Here is a 25595-nt window from a genome sequence, read left to right on the forward strand (position 1 = left end):
AAATTCAGATGGGGTAAAAGAATCCCCACCTGAATTAAGAACTTGCTTCAATAATGAAACGAATCTCTGTAGATAAAATAAAAAATGTTGATAATTATTATATTATCATTAAAACAAACAAAAAATAGTAATTTGATTATAAATTTCAAGGATTATTGACTTTTTATAAAAAATAAAATATAATTAAATATATATAACTAAGATATAAGATATAACTAGAAATTCATTTTATGTAAATTTTAAAAATGGAATGTCTATATCTTATTTTTTCTTTTTTTCTAGATAAATATAAAATTTATCTAATTACTACCACCTCGTTTATATTATATTAAAATATTTTATCAGAAAAATCATTTATTAAGAAGCTTTAAATATTGATTTTTCTTATATTTAAAGGATGTGCTAAAAGATGTATATGAATGTAGAATGCTTCTATGACGACATCGAAGATAAATGGAATTTGCATTCGAATATTCTGAAGGATTATATACTGGTGAATATAAGTGTAGGGCTTACAAGAAACAAAGAAATGAGAAATGATATAGAAAGATTGTACAAGGCTGATAAATTAAAATATTATGATGCTTATAGAAATTCTACATGTATTGATAATGTTATAATGAGTCAAGGTTCATTAGAACAGGAAATTCATGCTAGGAGAATGCTTGGAGTACTTTTGGTTGCAGAAAAAGATAAAAGCTTAAGAAATGAAATTATTAAATTACTCCGCAAGCATTATTATTTAATTTATCGTGCTGTAAAAAAGTGCAGTAATAAAGAACTGATAACAAAATATTTGGGTATGGATATAGTTGACATATCCACGGAAAAAAGACTTGATGGTGCAGTATATTTATATTTTGTTATGTACTGTTATACAAAAAAAATAGATTATAATCACATATCCTTTATTATTAATGATATAAAAAATTATTCTATGTATAGTCCAATGACAACAAATATAGATAAAGAGGTAGAAGATAATTATAGAGAAATACAGGACATTAAGTCTTTGGTAAAAGAAACATATGGTGAATTTCTAAACTATAATGATATTTTGCGTTCTGAAAATGATGATGTTATAGACATAGATGGAATAATAGAAAATATTTTTATGATAAATAAAATTGATATCACTCAGTTTTTTGATAAATCTCAAGATGTAAATATTGATAATATAATTTTGGCCTGTATAAAAGGCAATGATAAAAAATTAAAGCTTAAGGATATAATTCAAGCTGTTATCAATGGTATTTATGTACAATCTTTTATTAATGAATATAAAAAATCCAGAGACATTTATTTTAAAAATAGTCAGGAAACTTTATATTTTAAATTACATTCTTTAGAAAAAAAAGTTAATAGTCTTGAAAGTGAAAACAAAGAGATGGAAATGGAAATAAAATCTCTTAAAAATGAAAAAGCGGTATTTGATAAAACATTAAATAGTGAAATAAATAAATTAAATAAAAATCATAATTCTGAAATATTTGAGATAAAGAAAGATATAAGAATTCTTCAAGATCAATTGGATAGAGAAAGAGAATACAGATATGAATTAAATAATTTAAGAGAATACATGTTTCAGGTGAAAAATGAATATATTCCTATTAAGTCTGATAAAACCTTGGATCATTATATTAAAGATAAAAATATTTTAATAATAGGTGGAAGCAAATATTGGAGAATGAGATTTAAAGAAAAATACAATGAAATACGTACCTTAAATGGATTTAATGAAAATTTTGATATAAGTATTTTAAAAAGTGTAGATTATGTATTTTTCTATACAGGGCTCATGAGTCACTCTACATATAATAAAGCTATGAAAGTTATAAGAATAAATCAAATTAAGTTTGGATATATTGGAAAAACAAACATAGACCTTGTGGAAGAAGAAATTATTGAAGAATTAAAAAAATGCGACATAGGGGGGAAGGCAAATTTATCAGATTAAGGCGCCTAAAAATAAATAATAAGTCAAAGCTAGCATATTGACTATTTATTTCTTTGAAGATGTCTAAAACAATTGCTGATAAATTGAAATATTTATGGAGATAGCTGTATTTGTAAATGATAATGGTAAAACAATATCTTTTAATGAAAGTGGCATAATAAATGTATATTCAAAAGAAGAAGAAAAATGGCAGATTATAAAGAAAATTCCATTTGATATTACTAATATAATTGATAAAGATATAATATGTGAAAAAATGAGAGATATGGCTGAATCCTTGGATAAATGCAAGGTCATAATAGCATCAGAAGTTAAAGGTGTTTTTTATACAGTTTTAGATTGTATGGAATTTGATATCTGGACCATAGATGGAATGCCAGAGGAGTTTTTGGAATATGTATTTAGAAGAGAGCAGGAAGAGAAGATTGAAAAAATCAGCATAGAAGAAGCTCCGACACCAATAGAAAGAGAGACACCTGCACATTATTATATAGATCTTAGAACTGTTATGGAAGGGAATGAGAAAGTTAGTTCAAAACAGGTACTTTTGCCATTTTTTCAAAATGTCAAGTTTAAAGAATTGGAAATTTACTGCACTCATGTGCCACGTTGGTTTGAAGATAAATTTAAAAAATTGAATTTAAGATTTTATGCTGAGTTTATAAGTGAAGGTTTAGTTAAGATAAAAGTTTATCCTAAATAAAATTAAAAACCATTGACAATAGATAAGCAATAAGATAAACTGAAAATCATATAAAACATATATGCAAACATGGATATAAATCAACAGTTTACTATATAGTATTATTAGTTGAAAAATATGGAAATGATTATTTTCTAACTGGAAAACCGGAGGACAAATATTCTTTATTGAATTTTGTGCTCCTTTTTTTAGTTGTAATTTAAAATTTAACCATTATTACATTCTACTTTGTAAAGACTTTACAAAATACTTTTGAAGATTACAGTTGATTTAACCTGACTAACTTGGCGTAAGTCTCCCACGCACTCTGTGAAAGTGATTCGCACCAAATTAAAATTTGGGCTCTCTACTTGCACACAGCGAAAGCGATTCACACAAAATCCAAGATTTTGGTTCTCTGCTTTTCTTCAAGTGGGAGTTCAACGCCAAGTAAGCCATGCATTTGCAGTTCTAAAATTCAGATGGGGTAAAAGAATCCCCACCTGAATTAAGAACTTGCTTCAATGTAAATATTTGAATTAGAGGGTTATAACAAGGAATTAATAGAAAAATGAAGAGGTGATTTAAATGGCAATAAATCTAAATTTACCAGAACTGGATATAAGAGATAAGAGATTAGGGGCAATTATATCCTATAATGGCTCTGCACAAGATATTTATGAAAAATCTCTAGAGCGTAGTATAAAACCACAGGAAAGAAGTTTTAGTCAGTGCGGAGCTTGTTCATCTTCCTGTGCTTTTGGAATTGTATCAAATATTATTGGATCCGTAGTTATAAATCATGCACCAATTGGCTGCGCATCGGATTTTGCTACGGCGCAGAATAATATTAGAAGAGGATCTGCCTTGAGAGGAATAGATGTTGGAAATTTTAAAGCTATAAGTACAAATCTTGAAGAAAAAGACACCATATATGGTGGGGCAAGTAAATTAAGAGAAGCTGTGCTGCTTGCAAAAGAAAGATTTAATCCAAAGGTAGTATTTGTAACTGCCTCCTGTGCCTCAGGAATTATTGGGGAAGATTTAGAAAGTTTAACAGATAATTTAAGCAAAGAAACGGGTATTAATGTTGTACCTGTTTATTGTGAAGGATTTAAATCTAAAGTTTGGACAACTGGTTTTGATGCATCTGGGCATGCAATATTAAGAAAGATAGTTAAGAAGTCTAGTAAAAAGACTAATTATATAAATATTATTAATTTTCAGGGAGCTCACGTATTTGATGATTTATTAGGAAAACTTGATTTAAAACCAAGATATTTATTCCCATTTTCAACTATTGAAGAAATTGAGAATATATCAGATGCAGTGGCAACAGCAAACATATGTGAAACTCTAGCTTCATATGTGGCAGCGGCTTTAGAAAGTGAATTTGATGTACCTGAGGTTAGGGCACCTGTTCCAACAGGAATAAAGTGGACTGATGAATGGTTAAGAGAAATAGGGAGATTGACAAATAAGGAAGAAAGAGTTGAAGAAGTAATAAAGGAAGAACATGAGAAAATTAAGCCCAAATTGGACGATCTTAGAGAAAAGCTAAAGGGAAAGAAAATATATATTATGGCTGGAGATTCAATTGTTCAAAGCTATGTAAGTGTTGCTGATTCCCTAGGACTTGAAGTAATAGGAGCGGTAGCTTTTCACCATGACCAAGCTTATGATAACGATTATCAAGAACTTAATACAGTAGGGAACATGTTAAAGCATATTGGAGATGTTGAAAATTATTGTGTAACTAATAAGCAGCCTTATCAATTTACAAATATACTAAAGGAATTTAAACCTGATTTTGTACTTGTAAGGCATCCAGGAATTGCAGTAGTAATTAATAAATTAGGCATCCCAGCTTTTCATTTAGCTGATCCAAACATGATAATAGGCTATGATGGAGTAATTGCTTTAGGAGAAAAAGTTTATGAGGCAATAAGAACCCAAAAATATGTTGAAACATTAGCTAAACATTTTGAGTCACCATATACGGATTGGTGGTCAAAGCAGGACTCATTTACATTTGCAAAGGGAGGAAAGCAACTTGGGTAACGTAATTGAACAGCCAAGATATACTTGTGCAATAGGCGCACAACACACAGTTCTTGCAATAAGAGGAGCAGTACCAGTTTTACACTGTGGACCTGGCTGCAGTAATAAAGTTTCATTGTATTTAACTACATCAGCAGGCTATCAAGGAGAAAGTGATTTTGGAGGAACCCACATACCTTGTACAAATTCGTCAGAAAAGGATATAGTTTTTGGTGGAGAGAAGAAACTTGATGAAACAATTGATGGTGCATTAAAGGTACTTAAGGGTAATTTATTTGTGGTTTTGACAGGATGTACAGCAGATATAGTTGGAGATGATGTTATATCTATAGCTAGTAAATATCAAAGAGAGGGAAAACCAGTTATTAATGCAGAAACAGCAGGTTTCAAAGGAAGTAACTACGTAGGTCATGAACTTGTCATAAAAAGCATAATTGAACAATACATAGGAGATGCTAAGCCAAAGGTTAGAAAGGGCTTAGTAAATGTATTTTCAGTTGTTCCAAATCAAGATCCATTTTGGAGAGGCGACTTAAAGGAAATAAAAAGAATTTTAACTGCTATAGGCTTAGAAGTAAATATACTTTTTGGGTATGAGAGTAAAGGTATTGAAGAGTGGCAGGATATTCCTAATGCAGAATTTAATTTAGTGCTAAACCCATGGGTTGGATTAAAGGCGGCAAAACTTCTTGAAAGAAAATTTGGAACTAAATTTCTTCATTATCAAGAGTTGCCTGTTGGAGCTGCTGCAACTAGTAAATTTTTAAGAACTGTTGGAGAGTTTGCAAATCTTGATAAAGATAAGGTTGAACAAGTAATAAAGGAAGAGGAATTTTCATTTTATAAATACTTTTTAGATATTGGTGATTTTATAGCTGAATCAAGGGCAGGATTACCCTTTGAATTGTATACTATTGCTGATTCTGCTTATGCAATAGGTGCCAGCAATTTCCTAATTAATGAATTAGGATATGTTCCTAAGGGTGCTTTTTTAATAGATAATGTTCCAGAAAAATATAAAGATAATGTTACTAATATATTTGAAGGAATTCATGAGGAATATAAAGGAAAGGTATTTTTTGAAACTGATGGGGGATCTATAGAAAAAATAATAAGAAATGATGTAAATATTCCTAGAAAAACTCTCATTTTAGGAAGCACCTGGGAAGATAAGTTATCTGAAGATTTAAATGCACCAGTAGTTTATATAAGTAATCCAATTTTAGATAAACTAATTGTAAATAAAACTTATATTGGTTATACTGGGGGATTAAATCTTATTGAAGAAATTTACTCTTCTATTTTAAGTAATAAGAATTTCAATCAAAGAGTTAACGCTATATCTATATAGACTAAAGGAGGAAATATTTATGTCTATTAAAATTGCTGTAGGAAGCAGTGATGGAAAGGTTATTGATCAACATTTTGGGAGTGGAAATAAATTTTATGTATTTGAAATCTTTGAAGATGGTACTAGCCAGTATGTTGAAACATGTGATATTAAGGAAGAAGACATAATCACTGAAAGTAAAAAATATAGTTCAAAAAAAGTACGTAGTTTAGATGGAACCCACAGTGGAAGTTTTGGTGGAGGCTGTGGTAGTGGTTCGCAAAGTGGCTGTGGCAGTAGTTCTCAAGGTAGCTGTGGAGGTGGTTCATGCTCTGGAGGACATGATGATTCTCAATTAATTGGAAGGATAAGTCTGCTTTCAAAATATGATGCCGTTTTAGTAAATAAAATTGGCAATAAAGCTGAAAAGATGTTAATATTCAGTGGGTTGCATGCTTTTGAAAATGATGGCACAATCGAAGAAGCCTTACCAAAATTATATACTTATTTAAAAAGAACGAAGGCAATATAATAATCATTAATTTTTAAATAATTTAATCGTAATTATAAAATAAAGGGGCTGTTGCACTAAAAAAATTAGTGCGACAGTTTTTTGTATAAAAAATAAATCTCCCACTCGGAAGAGTGAAAGATTTATGGTAAAATTAATATATGACCAAATACATTAATTTACACAAAAATTATACTTCAAATCGTGAAAATTATCAATTAAAACTTCCATTAAATATTGATTACATGATTCCAGATAATGATTCGGTGCATTTGCTAAGTCAGTTTGTAGAGGAGATGGATTTAACAGATTTATATTCGACTTACTCCCGTATAAGGGAGAATCAAGCAACACCACGTTTATTAATATTTATTTATCATATAAAAGTATCTAAAAAATTTTTTGCAGCAGGGGAAAGATAACCCTCTTTCATCCATATGGCAGCTATTTGAGTTGTTAGAGATATGTCATCAATTTCTTTATAAAGTAAATCTGAGGAACCTATAAGTTTAAGAGAAGATTTTGGAACTATGGCTATTCCAAGGCCTGCATTTGCCCATAGTAAGGATGTTCTTGCATCCTCATTTTTGCAGAAAACTTTTGGCTGAAAGCCAGAATTTTCACAGGCCTCAGATATAATTTTTTCAAATCGTCTGTAAAAAATCAAAGGTTTATCTTTTAACTCATCTATTTTAATAATCTTTTTATCATTCCAATTGAAATTTTCAACCATAGCAGCTATCATAGGTTCTTTAGGTAAATAAATGTGATTTATGCCTGTTGTGCTAAAAGGTGTTCTTACGATTGCAATTTCAATTATGCCTCTATTTAATATTTCCAGCAGTTTATAGGTATTCCCCTCATATATTTCAAAATTTACGGAAGGATATTTATTATGAAATTCATTTAATCTATTAGTCAGTAATGAGGAACCAGAGGAGGAAACTGTTCCTATAGATAAAGTTCCCTGAAGGCCTTCGTTGAAATCTTTAAGTTCATCTATAGCAATTTTTGTTAAATTCAATATTTGTTTGGCACGATTATAAAGCATAAGTCCCGCAGCAGTTAATTTAATATTTCGGCTTCCCCTTTCCACAAGCTTTACACCTAATTCATTTTCAAGATTTTTTAATTGATAACTTAAAGGCGGCTGTGCCATATGAAGTTTTTTTGCGGCATTAGTTATCTGCCCCTCTTCTACTATGGTGTAAAAATATTTTAATTGTTTGATATCTATAATAATCACTTCCTATATAGAAATTGTATATAACAGATACATATTATGTATTTTTTATATATATTTATGTTTGATATAATGATAAAAGAAATGTAAAAAATATTCAAGGCATCTGAACATAATGAGTGGAAGATGCGTAACATCTAAGGGGGTTACACTTTGTTTAAACTATTGAGATTTGCTAAACCATATAAAAAACAAATTATTTTGGGACCAATATTTAAATTGTTAGAAGCCATACTTGAAATATTAATGCCCACGATAATGGTTCTAATTGTAGATAAGGGCATAAAAATTAGAAGTATACCTTATATACTTGAAATAGGCGGCATAATGATTGTCATAGCTACGTTAGGGGTTACGTCTGCCTTTACCTGTCAATATTTTGCTTCTATAGCATCTCAGGGCTTTGGAACAATTCTAAGAGAAAAATTATTTAATAAGATAGGTACTCTATCCTATAGTGAAATTGATGAATTTGGTACATCCTCTTTAATAAATCGTGTTACAAATGACATAAATCAGCTGCAATTAGCACTGGCAATGTTTATGAGACTTGCCATAAGAGTGCCCTTTTTATGTCTTGGTGGAATTATAATGGCAATGCTTTTAGATGTAAAGCTCTCATCCATAATGTATTTATCCATGCCTATAATTGCCTTTGCCATATACATGATAATGAGCAGATCCCTTCCTATCTATAAAACAGTTCAAAGAAAATTAGATAAATTGGCATTAATATTAAGAGAAAATTTATCAGGAATAAGGGTTATAAGAGCATTTTCAAAAATGGATTATGAAAAAATAAGATTTAAAAATGCCAATAAAGATCAGACGGATACATCCATTAGGGTTGGTAAGATATCAGCTTTGATGAATCCTGCCACAAGTATAATAATGAATTTTTCAGTTTTATTTATATTGTGGTTTGGAGGTATTAGGGTAAATAATGGATTCGTTACAAGAGGAAAGATTATTGCATACATAAATTATACCACTTTGGTACTATCAGCTCTCATCATTGTTGCCAATCTCATTGTATTGTTTACAAAAGCAGCTGCAAGTGCTGCCAGGGTAAATGAAATTTTTGATACAAATCCAAGTATAGAATATAAGGATAAGCTGTTAGTAGATAAATTATCAAATAAAAATAGAAGTTTAATAAAATTTGAAAATGTTTCTTTTGCATATAAAAATTCTAAAAAAAATTCTATAAGCAATATTTCCTTTGATATAAAAAAAGGTGAGACTGTTGGAATAATAGGGGGTACCGGTTCTGGTAAAACAACTCTTATAAATTTAATTCCGCGACTTTATGATGCTTCAGAAGGAAAAGTTTTTATTAATGGAATTGATGTTGCGGAATATCCTAAAGAAGAAATTGGAAATAAAATAGGCTTAGTGCCTCAAAAAGCAGCTTTGTTCTCAGGATCAATTTTGGAAAATATAAAATGGGGAAAAGAAGATGCCAGTATAGAAGAGATTAAAAAAGCAGCTGAGATTAGTAAGGCATCAGAATTTATTGAAAAGCTTCCATTAAGGTACGAAACAAATGTATCACAGGGAGGAGTGAATCTTTCAGGAGGACAAAAACAAAGACTCACTATAGCAAGAGCCATTGTGCGTAAACCAGAAATATTGATTATGGATGACAGTCTAAGTGCTTTGGATTATGCCACTGATGCAGCACTTAGAAGTGATCTTAGGAAAAATACAGAGGGAATGACTATTATTATGGTTAGTCAGAGAATAAGTACAATAAAAGCATCAGATAAGATAATAGTCTTAGATAATGGATTAGTTTCTGGAGTTGGAAGTCATGAGGAGTTAATGAAAAATTCTGATGTATATAGGGAAATTTGTAATTCTCAGCTTTCAAAGGAGAGTGATAAAGATGAATAGTAATTTATTAAGATTATTTAAATACATTGCAAAGTATAAAGTATATATGTTTATGGCCCTTATATGTGCACTTATCAGTAATGTTTTAATAGCCTTTATTCCTTTTATTGTAGGAAAAGGTATAGATAGAATTATTGGAAAGGGAAAAGTAGATTTTAATAATCTTTTAAAAGTTATAATTATTTTAGGTATAGTATATATAATCAGTGCCTTATTTACATGGATATTTACGGTTATAGCTAATATTGTAGCTTTTAATACTGTAAGAGATATAAGGAATCAGGCCTTTAGTAAAATTAGTACACTGCCACTTAAATATTTTGATGGAAATGCCCATGGAGACATAATGAGCAGACTTACTAATGACATAGATTCTATTTCAGATGGCTTATTTCAGGGAATAACTCAGTTCTATCCTGGAATTATAACTATAGTAAGTTCACTTATATTGATGCTGGCATTAAGTGTAAAAATAACCATAGTAATCATAGTGATGACACCTTTATGTTTTTTGGTAGCTTCATTTATCACTGGAAGAACAAATAAAATGTTTAAAGAGCAGCAAAAAACTGTGGGAGAATTAAATGGTTATATTGAAGAGATTATTGGAAATCAAAAGGTAGTTAAGGCCTTCGGTTATGAAAAGAGATCAGAGAAAAAGTTTAATGAGATTAACAAAATGCTTTACAAATGCGGCCAGCAGGCTCAGTTTTATTCATCCTTAACAAATCCGGGAACCAGATATATAAATAATATTACCTATGCTTTAGTTGGAATAGTGGGGGGCTTGCTTTCAGTTTTAAGCGGTCTTAGTGTAGGAACAATTTCAAGCTTTTTAACTTATTCCACACAATTTTCACAGCCAATAAACAATGTAACCAGCGTGGCAACACAGCTTCAGGCAGCCCTAGCCTCCTGTGAAAGAGTATTCTCTGTAATAGATGAAACTCCTGAAGTATCCGATGCAGAAAATACTAAAGAAATTACAAAGTGTAATGGAAATATAAGTTTTGACAATGTATCCTTTTCATATGTAGATGAAGTGCCATTAATTAATGATTTTAGTGCAGAAATAAAAGAAGGAAGTACAATTGCAATAGTTGGACCTACAGGTGCGGGGAAAACTACTATGGTAAATTTACTTATGAGATTTTATGATATAAATAAGGGTAAAATATTTATTGATGGAACTGATATATATGAAATTAAAAGAGATAATCTTAGAAGTTTATTTGGAATGGTGCTTCAGGATACCTGGCTATTTGAAGGTACCATAAGGGACAATATTGCCTATGGAAAGGAAAATGCAACTCAGAGTGAAATTGAAGCTGCAGCAAAAGCTGCCTACATTGATAGCTTTATTGAAAAACTTCTAGAAGGCTATGATACTATTATTACAGAATCGGGGTCAAATCTTTCAGAGGGACAAAAACAACTGTTAACTATAGCTAGAGTAATGCTTATAGATCCTCCGATGCTTATACTGGATGAAGCAACCAGCAGTGTTGATACTAGAACGGAATTAAAAATACAAAGTGCCTTTCTTTCCATGATGAAGGGAAGAACCAGTTTTGTCATAGCTCATAGACTTTCTACTATTCGTGATGCGGATGTAATTTTAGTAATGAATAATGGAGAAATTGTTGAGAGGGGAAACCATGAAGAATTATTAGCAAGAGGCGGACTTTATGCTAGGCTATATGAAAGTCAGTTTAAAAATGCTGAGGAGGCGATTTAGTATAGAAGAAATTTTTGCACAAAGTAAAGATTAGATGATAATGTTATATTAAATAACTGGTGTTAGGAGGAAATAATATGGAATTTACTCATATAAATGATGAAGGAAGAGCCAAAATGGTAGATGTAGGAGCAAAAGCCGAAACGGAAAGAGAAGCTGTAGTTAAAGGTTCTATTTTCATGAAAAGAGAAACTCTTGAGAAAATAAAAGAAGGTACTATAAAGAAAGGGGATGTACTGGCAGTAGCTCAGGTAGCAGGAATAATGGCTGCTAAATCTACCTCCAGCATTATTCCTATGTGTCATCCTATATTTATAACAGGCTGCGATATAAATTTTAATTTAGACTTTGAGGAAAATAAGGTAGATGTTACATGCTCTACTAAAACCGTAGGTAAAACAGGAGTTGAGATGGAGGCACTCACAGCAGTATCTGCTGCTGCACTTACTATATATGACATGTGTAAGGCAATAGACAGGGGCATGGTAATTAAAGATATAAGACTTATGGAAAAAAGTGGTGGAAAGTCTGGAGTATATATTAGAGAAGAATGATAATATGGATTTTTTTAAAATATAGTATTATCAAAATGATATAAAATTATCAAAATGACAAGAAGATATTATTTTATTTATAATATCAAAATGTTATTAAAACAAATAAATATTTGATGAGATGATAAAATACTTCTGCCTTAATTATCTGGCATGGACTTTGCTACATATGTATAAAGATAATATTAATGAAGCTTATTCATATATGTATAAGTACTATCTTTAATATTAAGCTCATAGGAATTAGTAGCTGAGCACATTCTTTTACTGAGTGTGATTTACAGCTAGTTATCAGATAAAAGAGGGGTTGTAAGATTATGACGAATAATAATGAAATAGGATGGATATCCAATCCGATAGCTAGAGAAGCAGAGGGAAATAAATTTTCTACAGCATTTTTATCAAAAGATGTAGTTAATGGAGTAAGAAACTTTCATAAGACGTTACCTGATTATGAAAGAACTCCGCTTCATATACTTAAAAAGTTAGCTTCACATTTAGGTGTAGATGAAATAATGGTAAAAGATGAATCCTATAGATTTGGACTTAATGCCTTTAAGGTTTTAGGAGGATCTTATGCACTTGGAAATTATATATGCAATAAAATAGGGGAAGATATAGATAAAGTATCCTTTGAAAAACTTATATCTAAAGAAGTAAAAGATAAAATAGGAGATATAACCTTTGTTACAGCTACAGATGGTAATCACGGAAGAGGAGTAGCCTGGATGGCAAATAAACTTGGACAAAAATCCGTTGTATTTATGCCTAAGGGTTCATCAAATATAAGACTTGAGAACATAAGAGCAGAAGGTGCAGAAGCAAGTATAACAGATTTAAATTATGATGATGCTGTGAGGCTGGCAAATAAATATGCAGAAGAAAATAATGGCGTTATGGTACAGGATACAGCTTGGGAAGGCTACGAAGAGATACCTAATTGGATTATGCAAGGATATGCTACTTTAATCGATGAGGCAATTGAGCAGGTAAAGGAAATGGGCAAAGAAATACCAACCCATGTGTTCTTACAAGCAGGAGTAGGTTCTTTTGCAGGAGCCATTGAAGGATATTTAGCAGAAAAGTTTAAAGGGGAAAGACCTATAACAACAGTGGTAGAGCCAAATGAAGCAGCTTGCATATATAAATCTGCACTTATGAAGGATGGGGGTCCTCATGCAGTAACAGGGGATATGCCTACTATAATGGCAGGACTTGCCTGTGGAGAGCCTAATATAAATGGCTGGAAGATACTAAGGGATTATGCAGATATGTATATTTCATGCCCTGATAATGTAAGTGCCAGGGGAATGAGAATACTAGGAAATCCGCTAAAGGGAGATCCTAAAGTTGTATCTGGAGAATCGGGAGCAGTTGGATTGGGGATACTAAGCTTAATACTTGAGGACAGTTCTTTAAAGGAAATAGCAGAGAATTTAAAATTAGATGAAAAATCAAGAATACTTGTTATAAGTACAGAAGGAGATACAGATCCTGAAAATTACAGAAGAATAACTTGGGATGGATTGTATCAAAATAAATAAAAAAACTCCATGAGTATATAAAGAAGGTGATTTAATGTATACATTTATACTCAATAATATAGAGGTAAAAGTTAATGAGGACATAAATTTATTAGAATATTTAAGAGAATGTGAGGATTTAATTTCAGTAAAAAATGGCTGCTCAGAAGGTGCCTGTGGAGCTTGTATGGTGCTTGTGGATAATAGACCTATGAGAGCTTGTATATTATCTGTATCCAAGGTTCAAGGTAAAGAAGTTCTAACCGTAGAGGGATTGTCTCAAAGAGAAAAGGATGTATTTGCCTATTCCTTTGCTGAGGCAGGTGCAGTGCAATGCGGATTTTGTATACCTGGTATGGTGATAAGTGCAAAGGCTTTAATAGATAAAAATAATAATCCTACTACTGAATATGTTAAGGCGGCTATTAGGGGGAATATATGCAGATGCACTGGATATGTAAAAATAGAAAAGGCAATACTTATGGCAGCAGAATTTTTAAGAGAAAATAAATCACTTCCTATAGAAGATGAAGATGGAAAAGTGGGGGAAAGATTTCATAGAGTAGATGCTATTAGAAAAACTTTGGGAACTGCTAAATATGTAGATGACATTAAAATTCCTGGAATGATTTATGGATCAGCTCTTAGAACAAAATATCCTAGAGCTCTAATTAAAAGTATAAATGTAGCAAAGGCATTAAGTCACCCAGGGGTAGAAGCAGTACTTACTGCAGAAGATATTCCTGGAGAAAGATACCTAGGACATATAGTTAAGGACTGGCCAGCTCTTATTGCAGTAGGAGAGGAAACCAGATATATTGGGGATGCTGTTGCGTTAGTTGCGGCAGCATCAAAAAAAATTCTAAAAGAAGCCTTAGCACTTATTGAAGTTGAATATGAAGAATTGGAACCAATTACAAGTCCAGAGGAAGGCTTAAGGGAAGGAGCTCCTAAGATTCATCCTAAAGGAAACATATTGGTAAAAGAGGTTTTAAAGCGAGGAAATGCCCAGGAAGCTATTAAAAATTCAAAATATGTGGTAACATATAAGTATTCTACGCCCTTTACTGAGCATGCATTTTTGGAACCGGAGTGTGCCATAGGTATGCCTGAAGGTGATGGTGTGCTGCTTTATACTGGTGGTCAGAGTGTATATGATGAAAAACATGAAATAACAGCACTCTTAGGACTTCCGGAAAATAATGTAAGAGTAAAAAGTGCCTATGTAGGCGGTGGTTTTGGCGGAAAAGAAGACATGAGTGTTCAGCATCATGCGGCACTACTTGCCTATAAAACCAAGAAATCTGTTAAAGTCATACTGTCACGTAAGGAAAGTATAGCTATTCATCCTAAAAGACATGCTATGGAAATGGAATTTACTACAGCCTGTGATGAAAATGGTATACTTACAGGTATGAAGGCCACCTTAATATCAGATTCAGGAGCTTATGCATCTTTAGGTGGACCTGTACTTCAAAGAGCTTGTACTCATGCTGCAGGACCCTATAATTATCAAAATATAGATATAGTGGGTAAGTCTGTGTATACAAATAATCCTCCAGGAGGAGCCTTTAGGGGGTTTGGCGTTACTCAGTCGGCCTTTGCCACAGAATGTAATTTAAATAAATTAGCTGAAATGGTTGGCATATCTCCTTGGGAAATTAGGTATATTAATGCTATTGAAGAGGGACAAGAACTACCTAATGGCCAGATTGCAGATGCAGGTACTGCTTTAAAGGAAACCCTTATGGCAGTAAAGGATCAGTATTTATTTCATGAGGCTAAAAAAGATGAATATGTAGGTATAGCCTGTGCACTTAAAAATAGTGGTGTAGGTGTTGGTATCCCGGATATAGGAAGATGCAGGCTTACTATAATAAATGGTAGGGTACATATTAGAACCAGTGCTGCCTGTATAGGTCAGGGGCTTGGAACTATTGTCACTCAGATTTTCTGTGAAACCACAGGAATAGATGCAAAACTCACAGTATTAGATCAGCCAGATACTCTTATAACTCCTAATTCAGGTACTACTACAGCTTCAAGACAAACTGTATTTACAGGAGAAGCAGTTAGAGTGGTATCGGAAAAGCTGAAAAAAACTCTGGCCACTAAGACTCTTCAGGAATTAGAGGGTGAAGATTTCTATGGTGAGTATTCCTTTGCTACAGATCCTATGGGATCAGATAAACCAAATCCTGTAAGTCATGTTGCCTATGGTTATGCTACTCAAATGGTGGTACTTGATGAAAAGGGCTTAATAAAGAAATTTATAGCTGCACATGATGTAGGCAGAGCAATTAATCCAACAACGGTAGAAGGTCAGATTGAAGGTGGAGTTGTAATGGGACTTGGCTATTCACTCACAGAGGACTACCCGCTAAAGAATTCTATACCTACTGCTAAATTTGGAACTTTAGGTCTTTTTAGAGCTACTAGTGTTCCTGAAATAGATACTATAATAGTAGAGAAGAATAAAGCGCAGCTGGCATATGGAGCAAAAGGAGTAGGGGAAATAGTGGTGGTGCCCACAGCACCGGCAGTTCAGGGAGCTTACTATAAATTAGATGGCATTTTTAGAACAAAATTGCCTTTAGAAGATACAGCTTACCGCAAGAGTAAGAAGTAATTATAGATAAACAACTTTATATGTAAATTTATGATTTAGGATATAAAATTAGAAAGCCGTACAGCTTAAAATAATATTTAATTATGAAATTGGATATCTATAAAGGTAAATTTATTTATAAATTAAAGATTCATTTATTATGAAAATATTAAAATAGCAAATTAGATTATCTAAGAATATGCCCTTAAAGCTTTATCTGTAGAAAGTATAATCTTTAGGGCTGCTTATTAAGATATAAATAAAATTAGGCATGTGAAAATAAATAAGGAGTCAAAGATGCGACGAATATTTTAAATCTTACAAGGAAACAGGTTCCGAAAATAGTGAGCTATTAGAGGGTTCTGTTGACGTAGTAGGATTTAAAATAGGCTAGCATACTGACTAGTTTATTTTTTGAACATGCCTTACATGGAGGAATAGAAAATGAGTAAAGAAATAATCGCAACTAAAAATGCTCCAGGAGCAATCGGACCTTATTCACAAGCTAATAAGGTGGGTAATCTTGTTTTTACTTCAGGTCAGATACCACTGGATCCAGCAACAGGAAAACTTGTAGATGGAGATATAAAAGAAGCTTCAGTTAGAGTTTTTGAAAACTTAAAAGCTATTTTAGAAGAAGCGGGTTCTTCTTTAGACAAAGTAGTAAAGACAGTAGTTTATTTAAAGGATATAAATGATTTTGCAGCAGTAAATGAAGTTTATGCTACTTATTTTACATCTAATTATCCAGCTAGATCCTGCTTTCAGGTAGGTAAATTACCTTTGGATGCAAAACTAGAAGTTGAAGCTATTGCTGAAGTGTAATTTACCCGAAATTAATTGAGTTTTTAACCTGACTAACTTGGCGTAAGTCTTCCACGCACTCTGTGAAAGCGATTCACACAAAATCGAAGATTTTGGTTCTCTGCTTGCACACAGCGAAAGCGATTCACACAAAATCCAAGATTTTGGTTCTCTGCTTTTCTTCAAGTGGGAGTTCAACGCCAAGTAAGCCATGCATTTGCAGTTCTAAAATTCAGATGGGGTAAAAAAATCCCCACCTGAATTAAGAACTTGCTTCAATAGAAGATTAAGAAATATAACTTGTTGATTCATAGTCAGCAAGTTATTTGTTTAAGTAATAAAATATACGGATATATTTAACATTACTTTTACCTTATTGGAGGATTTTAATGAATATTAAAAAGGATTTACCAGAAATATATGAGAGTTTTTCAGAAGCTAGAAAAAATGGATTTATTACAGCAAAAGATTTAAAGGGCAAGGGTATACCATTAATAGGAACATTTTGCACTTATATGCCTCAGGAAATAGCTATGGCAGCTGGAGCGGCAGTAGTTTCTCTATGTTCTACCTCTGATGAAACTATAGGAGATGCAGAAAAGGATTTACCAAGAAATCTTTGCCCTCTAATAAAAAGCAGCTATGGTTTTGGCAAGACAGATAAATGTCCGTATTTTTATTTTTCAGATTTAATTGTAGGGGAAACTACCTGTGATGGTAAAAAGAAAATGTACGAATATTTAGGAGAATTTAAGTCTGTACATGTAATGCAATTGCCTAATAGTCAAAATGGAGATAAGAGCTTTGAACTTTGGAAAAATGAAATCATAAAATTAAAAGAAATCATAGAAGAAAAGTTCAATGTTAAAATATCTGAAGAGAGAATAAAAGAAGCTATTAAAATTAAAAATAAAGAGAGGATGGCTTTGAAAAATTTCTATTCATTAGGGAAATTAGAGCCACCAGCTCTCACAGGTTCTGATATATTTAAAGTCATAAATGGAGCAGGTTTCAAATTTAATAAAGAAAGTTCCATAAAGGAACTACACATGTTAAAAGAAAAAGTTAAAAGAGATTATGAAGAAGGTAAAAAACTAGGATCTAAACCTAGAATTTTAATAACAGGTTGCCCTATTGGAGGAGCAGCGGAAAAGGTTATAAAAGCTATAGAAGATAATGGTGCCTATGTAGTTGCCTTCGAAAATTGCAATGTATCTAAGGCTAATGAACTTTTAGTGGCTGAAGATAAAGATATATTTGATGCTTTGACAGAAAAATATTTGTCTATAGGTTGTTCCTGCATGTCACCTAATCCTAACAGATTAGATTTACTTGGAAGAATGATAGATGAGTATAAAGTAGATGGAGTAATAGATGTGGTACTTCAGGCATGTCACACCTATGCAGTAGAAACTCTTTCAATAAAAAGGTTTGTTAATGACAAATGTAATATTCCATACATGTCTGTAGAGACAGACTATTCACAGTCTGATATAGGTCAATTGAACACTAGGATGGCAGCTTTTATTGAAATGTTGTAGAGTAAATTATTGACCAAGTATTTACTAATTAAAGCTAATAATTCTATTTATTTGTAAAGCAGCGGAGAGGTGATAAGGTGAAGGCTTATTCTATAGGAATAGATTCTGGTTCTACAACAACTAAAGGTATTTTATATAACGGTAAGATAGTAAAAAAAATTATTAAAAAGACTTCTGTAAAGCCGCGTCAAAGTCTACTAAATATATATGAGGAACTATCAAGAAATTTAGAAGAAAAGCCTTATGTTGTAGCAACCGGGTACGGTAGAGAATTAGCAGATTTTGCAGATAAAAAGATTACAGAAATTACCTGCCATGGCAAAGGAGCAAAATATTTTAATGAAGACGTGAGAACTGTAATAGATATAGGTGGACAGGATAGTAAAGTTATAAAGCTGGACAAAGACGGAAATTTAGTAGATTTCTTAATGAATGATAAGTGTGCAGCAGGGACAGGCAGATTTCTAGAAGTAATAGCAAATACTTTGGATACAGATGTGAAAGCTATAGATCAGCTGTCCAAAGGGGTAGAACCCTATGCTATATCCAGTATGTGCACTGTATTTGCTGAATCTGAGGTTGTAAGTTTAATTGCACAGGAAATTCCAAGGGAAGAGATTCTATCTGGAATTTTGTCTGCTATAGCTAAGAGAACAGCTAATTTTGTTTCTAAATTAAGTATTGAAAATGTAGTTTTTTTCACAGGAGGGCTCAGCGGAAGTGAGGAATTGAAAAAGAAGGTTGAGGGATTTCTTAATACAAAAATTGAAACCTCACCCGTATCTCAGTATGCAGGCGCCATTGGTGCAGCCATAATAGGATATAATAAAATTAAATATGAATAACTGTTTTGGATATTAGGCATATGAAAATAGACTAGCATACTGGCTAGTTATTTATTTGAATGTGCCTTAGCCTAATTACTGAAATGCACTCTGAGATGAAGATAATAATTGTAATTATCTCGGAGGTGATTAAGCATTTGATAACTTCTTTATAGCACTGATAGCAGTATTTATTTCCTCTGAATTATTAAAATGTGAAAAGCTAAATCTAACAGCACCTTGATTTTCCGTACCTAAGGACTTGTGCATTAAAGGGGCACAGTGAGCACCAGATCTGGTACATATATCATAAGTATCCGCTAATTCCTGACTTATATCCTTTGAGTCATAGGAAGCTATGTTAAGGGATACAATGGGGGCTCTCTGGGTAGTAGAAAAATCACCATAGATTTTAATCTTTGGGATATCCTTAATTCCATTATAAAATTGCCACATAAGATTTAGCTCATGCTCTCTTATTCTATCTATGCCAGTGTTTTTAATGAATTCAATACCTGCTAAAAGCCCAGCAATACCATGAACGTTAACAGTTCCAGCTTCCAGGGCATCAGGCATGGTATTTGGATGCTCCTGGGAAAAAGAGAAGCTGCCGCTGCCGCCTGTTTTTAAAGGAACTATATTTACAGTATCATTTATGCAAATTCCACCAGTTCCTTGAGGACCATAAAGAGATTTATGTCCTGTAAAGCAGAGTATATCAATGTAGTCAGCTTTCATGTCAATTGGGAAAACACCAGCAGTTTGAGAAGCATCTAATATGAATAATAGATTATGATCTTTACATATTTTGCCTACTCTTTTAATATCTATTAGGTTGCCTGTTAGATTTGAAGCGTGAGTACAGATTATGGCTTTAGTATTTTCTTTTATTTTATTTTCTAATTCATAGTAATCTAATAAGCCTTTTTTATCACATTTTATAATAGAAATCTGAACACCTTTTTTTCTAATTTCGTAAATAGGTCTTAGCACGGAATTGTGTTCCATTGATGTAGTTATTATGTGATCATTTGCTTTGAAGGAACCTTTTATGGCAATATTTAGGCTTTCTGTGGCATTTGAAGTAAAGGCAACATTTAATGGGTTATCTAGGTTGAATAATTTTGCAATTTTTTCTCTTGCAGTATAAACTTTTCTTGAAGCATCTAGAGATAGTTTATAGCCGCCCCTTGATGGATTCCCAAGGGTATTTATAGCATTAAATACTGCTTTTGAAACTTGTGGTGGCTTTGGAAAACTTGTAGCTGCATTATCAAAGTAAATCATTAGTTAATCCTCCTTTGCAATTATTATATCATGCTTTTAAAATCATTACATAAATGGGGGATATCTTAATTTTTAATAATTAAACTAGGTGAGTAAGTGCTGTAAGTATTAATTTTTAAGATCTATTTATAGATTTTTAAAAGAGAATTGATTTTTATTAATGTTTTACTGGATTAATAATGAATTTAAGTTTAAAATAAATTTTTGATAGATATATTTTAGTTTTTTAGTGTCTGAGAAATTAGTAAATGTCTTATAAAGTTAAAATTAAAAATTATAGCAGGAGGAGATAAAGATGAGTATAAATAGTTTTGTAAAAACTCACGGATTGGGAAATGAATATATTGTTTTAGATGAGGAAAATATAAATTTCAAATTAACAGAAAAGGCAATTAAAAGGATATGTAATGTAAACTTTGGAATAGGTTCAGATGGAATATTACTAAATGTTAAATCTACAAAGGCAGATTTTGGACTTAAAATTTTTAATCCAGACGGATCGGAAGCAGAAAAAAGTGGAAATGGTTTAAGAATATTTTGTAAATATATTTATGACTATGGTTTTACTAACAGTGAGGAATTTTCTGTTGAAACTAAGGGAGGATTAGTTAAGGCAAAGATTATTGAAACTTCAAATAAAAAAGCAAAATTAATTTCAGTAGATATGGGAAGAGCAAATTTTAATTCAAAAGAAATTCCTACAAATTTTTCTACTGATGAAGTAATAGGAGAAAAATTAAAAGTTGAAGATAAAGAGTATGAAATAAATTGTGTTTCTATGGGAAATCCTCACTGCGTAGTTTTAAAGGATGAATTAAGCATTGATGAAATAAAAAAATATGGCACACTTATAGAAAATCACAGCAAATTTCCAAATAGAACTAATGTGCAATTTGCAAAGGTTATATCAAGAAATGAGGCGGAAATATTAATATGGGAAAGAGGCGCTGGCTTTACTTTAGCATCAGGAAGCTCATCTTGTGCAGTAGCAAGTGTTTTAAGAAAGAGAAATTTAGTTGATGGCAATATTAAAATAAAGATGCTTGGTGGAGAATTACTTATAGAAATAGATGACAATTGGAATATAAGAATGACCGGTGAAGTTAGACAAATAGCAGAGGGCGTTTTGAGTAGTGAACTTATAGAAGATTTAAATAAATAATAGATAAAATATACGAGCATACTGGCCTATTTATTTTTTGAATATGCCTAAGTAAATTTAAGTTAATATTATATTTAGAAATCAGGTGATGTAATATGGGAGCAAATAATTCTGAATTTTCCTGTGGCGGAGGCTGTAGTGCAAAACTGGCCCCGGGCTTTTTACAAAAGGTACTTAAAAAAATTCCAAATAGATTCGATGAAAATTTAATAATAGGCTTTGACAGTTGTGACGATGCAGCAGTTTATAAACTTACGGAAGATATAGCCATAATACAGACTCTAGATTTTTTTACACCTATAGTAGAAGATCCCTACACCTTCGGGAAAATTGCCGCAGCTAATGCCCTTAGTGATATCTATGCTATGGGGGGAGAAGTGAAAACAGCGCTTAATATCGTTTGTTTCCCAGAAAAGCTTCAAGGAGAAATACTTGCAGAGATACTAAGAGGCGGAGCAGAGAAAGTTCAGGAAGCAGGAGGTATAGTCTGTGGAGGACATTCCATAAATGATGATCAGCCTAAATATGGATTATCTGTTACTGGAATAATTAGCCCTAAAAAGGTATTATCAAATAATAAATGTAATATAGGAGATAAAATTATACTTACAAAGCCTCTTGGAATAGGTATAATAACCACGGCAAATAAGATTGGGGAGGCCAGTGAAGTCGCCTATGAAAAAGCCATAAAGTCTATGGAAACTTTAAATAAATATGCCGCAGAGAAAGCTAAAAAATACAATATAAGTGCATGCACAGATGTAACTGGCTTTGGATTTCTAGGACATTTAAATGAAATGGTAACTGAAGGGTATACTATTTCTGTAGCTGCAAATAAGATTCCCTATATAGAAGAGGCCTATGGATATGCAAAGGAATTTTTTATAACGGCAGCAGGTCAAAAAAATAGAAATCATTTAAAGGATAAAGTAAAACTTGAAAATATAGAATTTGCCATGGAGGAAATACTATTTGATCCGCAAACCTCCGGCGGTCTTTTAATAAGCGTGGATAGTTCGCAGGCGGAAACTTTGTTAAAGGATTTAAATGAGCTTCAGTTAAGGTCAGAGATTGTAGGGGAAGTAGTAAGCAGAGAAGATGTAAATATAGTAGTTAAAAATCAGACAAATTGAAGTGAAATAAGGCATGTGAAAATAAATAAGAAGTCAAAGATGCGACGAATATTTTGAATCCAACAAGGAAACAGGTTCTGATGATAGTTAGGCTATCAGAGGGTTCTGTTGACGCAGTAGGATTCAAAATAGGCTAGCATACTGACTTGGTTATTTTTTGAAGATGCCTAAGAAAATAGAAGGAGGATAGGATATATTATGATAAAAATAGATGCAAGGGGAGAAGCTTGTCCTATACCAATTATAAAGGCAAAAAAGGAACTCAAAAATATTAAAGATAATGGAATAGTTTTAGTTGTAGTGGATAATGAAATAGCTAAGGAAAATTTAGAAAAGATGGCCAAAGAGCTTGGTTATAAATATAGCAGTGAAACTATAAATAAAGAACATTATGAGGTGGAAATTGTAAAGGGTGAAGGTACAGAAAAAATTTCTGAGAACTTAAAAAATCAGAATGAAACAGAGAATGATAATGAAATAGGAAATTACCCTAAAAGCAACAATTCCATAGTAGTAATTTCTTCTAATACAATGGGAGATGGCAATGAAGAACTTGGGAAAATACTTGTTAAGGGATTTATATATGCCTTAACAGAGATAGAAAAATTACCTGCTTCTATTATATTTTATAACGGTGGAGCAAAGCTTACCATAAAAGAATCCCCAGTGATAGAGGATCTGCAAAAACTTCAGCAGCTGGGAGTAGAAATATTAACCTGTGGAACCTGTCTTGATTATTACAACATAAAAGAGTCTTTAGCTGTGGGAGCAATAACAAATATGTACAGCATCGTGGAAAAAATGAACGCGGCTGATAAGATTATTAAACCTTAGGTTTATTACAGGTGGCATTTATGAATATAGAAATATTTAATTTAATTACTTTTGATTCAACCCATAGTGCAATTAGAGCAGAAAAAGAGCTGCTTTCAGTGGGTATAAAGGTTAAGGTTATACCTGTGCCAACAGAAATAACTTCCGGCTGTGGACTTTCCATAAAAATAAATTTAGATGATTTAAATGAAGCAAGAAAGATATTATTTAAAGACAAAATACAGGTGTCCGGTTATTATCATATTAAAAAGACAGGATTAATTAAGGAAATAAGGGCTATTCATGAGTAAATATAAGCTGGAATTGAAGCAAGTTCTTAATTCAGGTGGGGATTCTTTTACCCCATCTGAATTTTAGAACTGCAAATACATGGCTTACTTGGCGTTGAACTCCCACTTGAAGAAAAGCAGAGAACCAAAATCTTGGATTTTGTGTGAATCGCTTTCGCTGTGTGCAAGCAGAGAACCAAAATCTTGGATTTTGTGTGAATCGCTTTCACAGAGTGCGTGAGAGACTTACGCCAAGTTAGTCAGGTTAAAATTATGCATTTGATTGATAGGAGCTAGTATATGATATTAAATAAAATAGCTATTTTACTAGTGAAGGTAAATTTGGTGCAGCGTATATAGATTTTACTGCAATAATTGAAATAGGAGGATCTCAATAGTGTTTACAATACAAAAACTAGTTCAGCCAGAAAGACTTGCTGCTGCCTATAAGATCTTGATAGAGAGAAAAAACAATAACATTTTAGGTGGATGTGCTTTCCTTAGAATGGGGTCTAAAAGTATAGGTACAGCCATAGATTTATCAAAATTAGATTTAAATTACATAAGGGAACAGGACGATTACATAGAAATAGGTGCTATGACAAATCTAAGAGAATTTGAAACTCATTATTTATTTAAGGAATATTTTGGAGGAGTTCTTGGAGAAGCGGTAAGGAATATAATAGGAGTTCAATTTAGAAATATTGTTACAGTGGGTGCTACGGTATTTTCAAAATATGGTTTTTCGGATGTTATAACAGCGCTGTTAGCATTGGATACAGAGGTTGAATTATACAATGGTGGAAGAATTAATTTAGAGGATTTTCTAAATATGCCCTATGAAAAGGATATTTTAACAAGAATATTTATAAAAAAGAACAGTAGAAAAGCAGTATATAAAGATTTTAGAAATGCTGTTAGTGATTATCCTATATTAAATGTTACAGTATCAACCTTGAAGAATAATTGGATTATAGTTGTAGGTGCAAGACCTGGAAAAGCTGCTATAGCTAAAGAAGCGTCAAAGGAATTGTCCAAAGAAAATTTAACAGAGGAAGATATAGATAAAGCAGCTGATATGGCATCAAAAGAATTAGCCTTTGGTACTAATATGAGAGGGTCAGGAGAATATAGAAAAGCCATGTGCAAAGTATTAGTAAAAAGAGCAATAATGGAGGTGTTATAGTGGAAATAGAATTTATGCTGAATAACAAAAAAGTGAATTTTCAAGTAGAACCAGATGAATTTCTTGCAGATACTTTAAGATCAAAGGGAATATACAGTATAAGAAAAGGCTGTGACACCACTTGCTGTGGGCTTTGTACAGTATGGGTAGATGAGAAACCGATTTTATCATGCTCTTTCTTAAGTGCTAGGGCTAATGGTAAAAAGATTATTACTATAGAAGGGATCTCAGAAGAGGCTGATAAATTTGCCAAAATTCTAGTAGATGAAGGTGCAGAGCAATGTGGATTTTGCAGTCCTGGTTTTATAATGACTGTAATTGCTATGAAAAAGGAATTGCATAATCCAAAAGAATCAGATATAGTTCACTATTTAACAGGTAATTTATGTAGATGCACAGGATATATGGGGCAAATGAGAGCCATTAAAAAGTATTTGGAGGTAGTTTAAATT

The 25595-nt window shown here is 32.2% G+C and carries 22 protein-coding genes; 20 read left to right on the forward strand and 2 right to left on the reverse strand.

Annotated elements, in window-relative coordinates; all coding sequences use genetic code 11:
- The first annotated feature begins 409 nt into the window (after positions 1-409).
- The 6 genes from ABF633_RS13900 (at position 410) to ABF633_RS13925 (ending at position 6963) form a co-directional block, all read left to right on the forward strand.
- Complete coding sequence (locus tag ABF633_RS13900; RefSeq protein WP_415524489.1) at positions 410-1957, forward strand: hypothetical protein; 1548 nt, start codon at positions 410-412, stop codon at positions 1955-1957.
- Positions 1958-2051: 94 nt separating this feature from the next.
- Positions 2052-2660 (forward strand): Fe-only nitrogenase accessory protein AnfO, encoded by a 609-nt coding sequence (gene anfO / locus ABF633_RS13905; protein WP_415524490.1) that lies wholly within the window; start codon positions 2052-2054, stop codon positions 2658-2660.
- A gap of 567 nt (positions 2661-3227) precedes the next feature.
- Entirely contained in the window at positions 3228-4700 is a 1473-nt protein-coding gene (locus ABF633_RS13910; RefSeq protein WP_415524491.1) for a nitrogenase component 1, read from the forward strand.
- Entirely contained in the window at positions 4693-6051 is a 1359-nt protein-coding gene (locus ABF633_RS13915) for a nitrogenase component 1 (protein ID WP_415524492.1), read from the forward strand. The genes ABF633_RS13910 and ABF633_RS13915 overlap by 8 nt, the downstream gene beginning before the upstream one ends.
- Positions 6052-6070: 19 nt before the next feature.
- Positions 6071-6562: a dinitrogenase iron-molybdenum cofactor biosynthesis protein gene (locus tag ABF633_RS13920; RefSeq protein ID WP_415524493.1), complete on the forward strand. Its 492-nt coding sequence runs from the start codon at positions 6071-6073 to the stop codon at positions 6560-6562.
- A gap of 140 nt (positions 6563-6702) precedes the next feature.
- On the forward strand, positions 6703-6963 hold the full coding sequence (locus tag ABF633_RS13925; protein ID WP_415524494.1) for a hypothetical protein: 261 nt from the start codon (positions 6703-6705) through the stop codon (positions 6961-6963).
- Here the strand turns inward: ABF633_RS13925 and ABF633_RS13930 are convergent.
- The gene (locus ABF633_RS13930; protein WP_415524521.1) at positions 6918-7778 is read right to left on the reverse strand and encodes a LysR family transcriptional regulator; all 861 of its coding nucleotides are present in this window, start codon (positions 7776-7778) and stop codon (positions 6918-6920) included. The two genes, ABF633_RS13925 and ABF633_RS13930, sit on opposite strands and share 46 nt — an antisense overlap.
- Before the next feature lie 159 nt (positions 7779-7937).
- Between ABF633_RS13930 and ABF633_RS13935 the strand changes: the two genes are divergently transcribed.
- The 8 genes from ABF633_RS13935 (at position 7938) to ABF633_RS13970 (ending at position 19293) form a co-directional block, all read left to right on the forward strand.
- Positions 7938-9680, forward strand: coding sequence for an ABC transporter ATP-binding protein (locus ABF633_RS13935; RefSeq protein WP_415524495.1), 1743 nt, complete (start codon positions 7938-7940; stop codon positions 9678-9680).
- Entirely contained in the window at positions 9673-11418 is a 1746-nt protein-coding gene (locus ABF633_RS13940) for an ABC transporter ATP-binding protein (protein ID WP_415524496.1), read from the forward strand. The genes ABF633_RS13935 and ABF633_RS13940 overlap by 8 nt, the downstream gene beginning before the upstream one ends.
- A gap of 77 nt (positions 11419-11495) precedes the next feature.
- Positions 11496-11972, forward strand: a complete 477-nt coding sequence (gene moaC, locus ABF633_RS13945) for a cyclic pyranopterin monophosphate synthase MoaC (protein WP_415524497.1) — start codon at positions 11496-11498, stop codon at positions 11970-11972.
- Positions 11973-12289: 317 nt separating this feature from the next.
- Positions 12290-13516, forward strand: a complete 1227-nt coding sequence (gene dpaL, locus ABF633_RS13950) for a diaminopropionate ammonia-lyase (RefSeq protein ID WP_415524498.1) — start codon at positions 12290-12292, stop codon at positions 13514-13516.
- A 34-nt stretch (positions 13517-13550) separates the two neighbouring features.
- Complete coding sequence (gene xdh / locus ABF633_RS13955) at positions 13551-16124, forward strand: selenium-dependent xanthine dehydrogenase (protein ID WP_415524499.1); 2574 nt, start codon at positions 13551-13553, stop codon at positions 16122-16124.
- Positions 16125-16547: 423 nt separating this feature from the next.
- On the forward strand, positions 16548-16928 hold the full coding sequence (locus ABF633_RS13960; RefSeq protein ID WP_415524500.1) for a RidA family protein: 381 nt from the start codon (positions 16548-16550) through the stop codon (positions 16926-16928).
- Between the two features lie 368 nt (positions 16929-17296).
- The gene (locus tag ABF633_RS13965; RefSeq protein WP_415524501.1) at positions 17297-18448 is read left to right on the forward strand and encodes a double-cubane-cluster-containing anaerobic reductase; all 1152 of its coding nucleotides are present in this window, start codon (positions 17297-17299) and stop codon (positions 18446-18448) included.
- Between the two features lie 77 nt (positions 18449-18525).
- On the forward strand, positions 18526-19293 hold the full coding sequence (locus ABF633_RS13970; RefSeq protein ID WP_415524502.1) for an acyl-CoA dehydratase activase: 768 nt from the start codon (positions 18526-18528) through the stop codon (positions 19291-19293).
- A 129-nt stretch (positions 19294-19422) separates the two neighbouring features.
- Here the strand turns inward: ABF633_RS13970 and ABF633_RS13975 are convergent, their stop codons facing one another.
- Positions 19423-20559 carry an aminotransferase class V-fold PLP-dependent enzyme gene (locus tag ABF633_RS13975; protein WP_415524503.1) on the reverse strand — a complete coding sequence of 379 codons (1137 nt, stop codon included), beginning with the start codon at positions 20557-20559 and terminating at the stop codon, positions 19423-19425.
- 295 nt (positions 20560-20854) lie between these two features.
- Between ABF633_RS13975 and dapF the strand changes: the two genes are divergently transcribed.
- From dapF to ABF633_RS14005, 6 genes are all read left to right on the forward strand, one after another.
- Positions 20855-21721: a diaminopimelate epimerase gene (gene dapF / locus ABF633_RS13980; protein ID WP_415524504.1), complete on the forward strand. Its 867-nt coding sequence runs from the start codon at positions 20855-20857 to the stop codon at positions 21719-21721.
- Between the two features lie 95 nt (positions 21722-21816).
- Entirely contained in the window at positions 21817-22854 is a 1038-nt protein-coding gene (gene selD / locus ABF633_RS13985; RefSeq protein ID WP_415524505.1) for a selenide, water dikinase SelD, read from the forward strand.
- Between the two features lie 198 nt (positions 22855-23052).
- A complete protein-coding gene (gene yedF, locus ABF633_RS13990; RefSeq protein ID WP_415524506.1) occupies positions 23053-23688 on the forward strand; it encodes a sulfurtransferase-like selenium metabolism protein YedF in 636 nt (211 codons plus the stop codon).
- Between the two features lie 20 nt (positions 23689-23708).
- On the forward strand, positions 23709-23978 hold the full coding sequence (locus ABF633_RS13995; RefSeq protein WP_415524507.1) for a DUF3343 domain-containing protein: 270 nt from the start codon (positions 23709-23711) through the stop codon (positions 23976-23978).
- Positions 23979-24354: 376 nt separating this feature from the next.
- Entirely contained in the window at positions 24355-25143 is a 789-nt protein-coding gene (locus ABF633_RS14000) for an FAD binding domain-containing protein (RefSeq protein WP_415524508.1), read from the forward strand.
- Positions 25143-25592 carry a (2Fe-2S)-binding protein gene (locus tag ABF633_RS14005; RefSeq protein WP_415524509.1) on the forward strand — a complete coding sequence of 150 codons (450 nt, stop codon included), beginning with the start codon at positions 25143-25145 and terminating at the stop codon, positions 25590-25592. The genes ABF633_RS14000 and ABF633_RS14005 overlap by 1 nt, the downstream gene beginning before the upstream one ends.
- Positions 25593-25595: the final 3 nt, after the last annotated feature.

The organism is Clostridium sp. (genome assembly GCF_047718555.1).
GTDB lineage: Bacteria > Bacillota > Clostridia > Clostridiales > Clostridiaceae > Clostridium_I.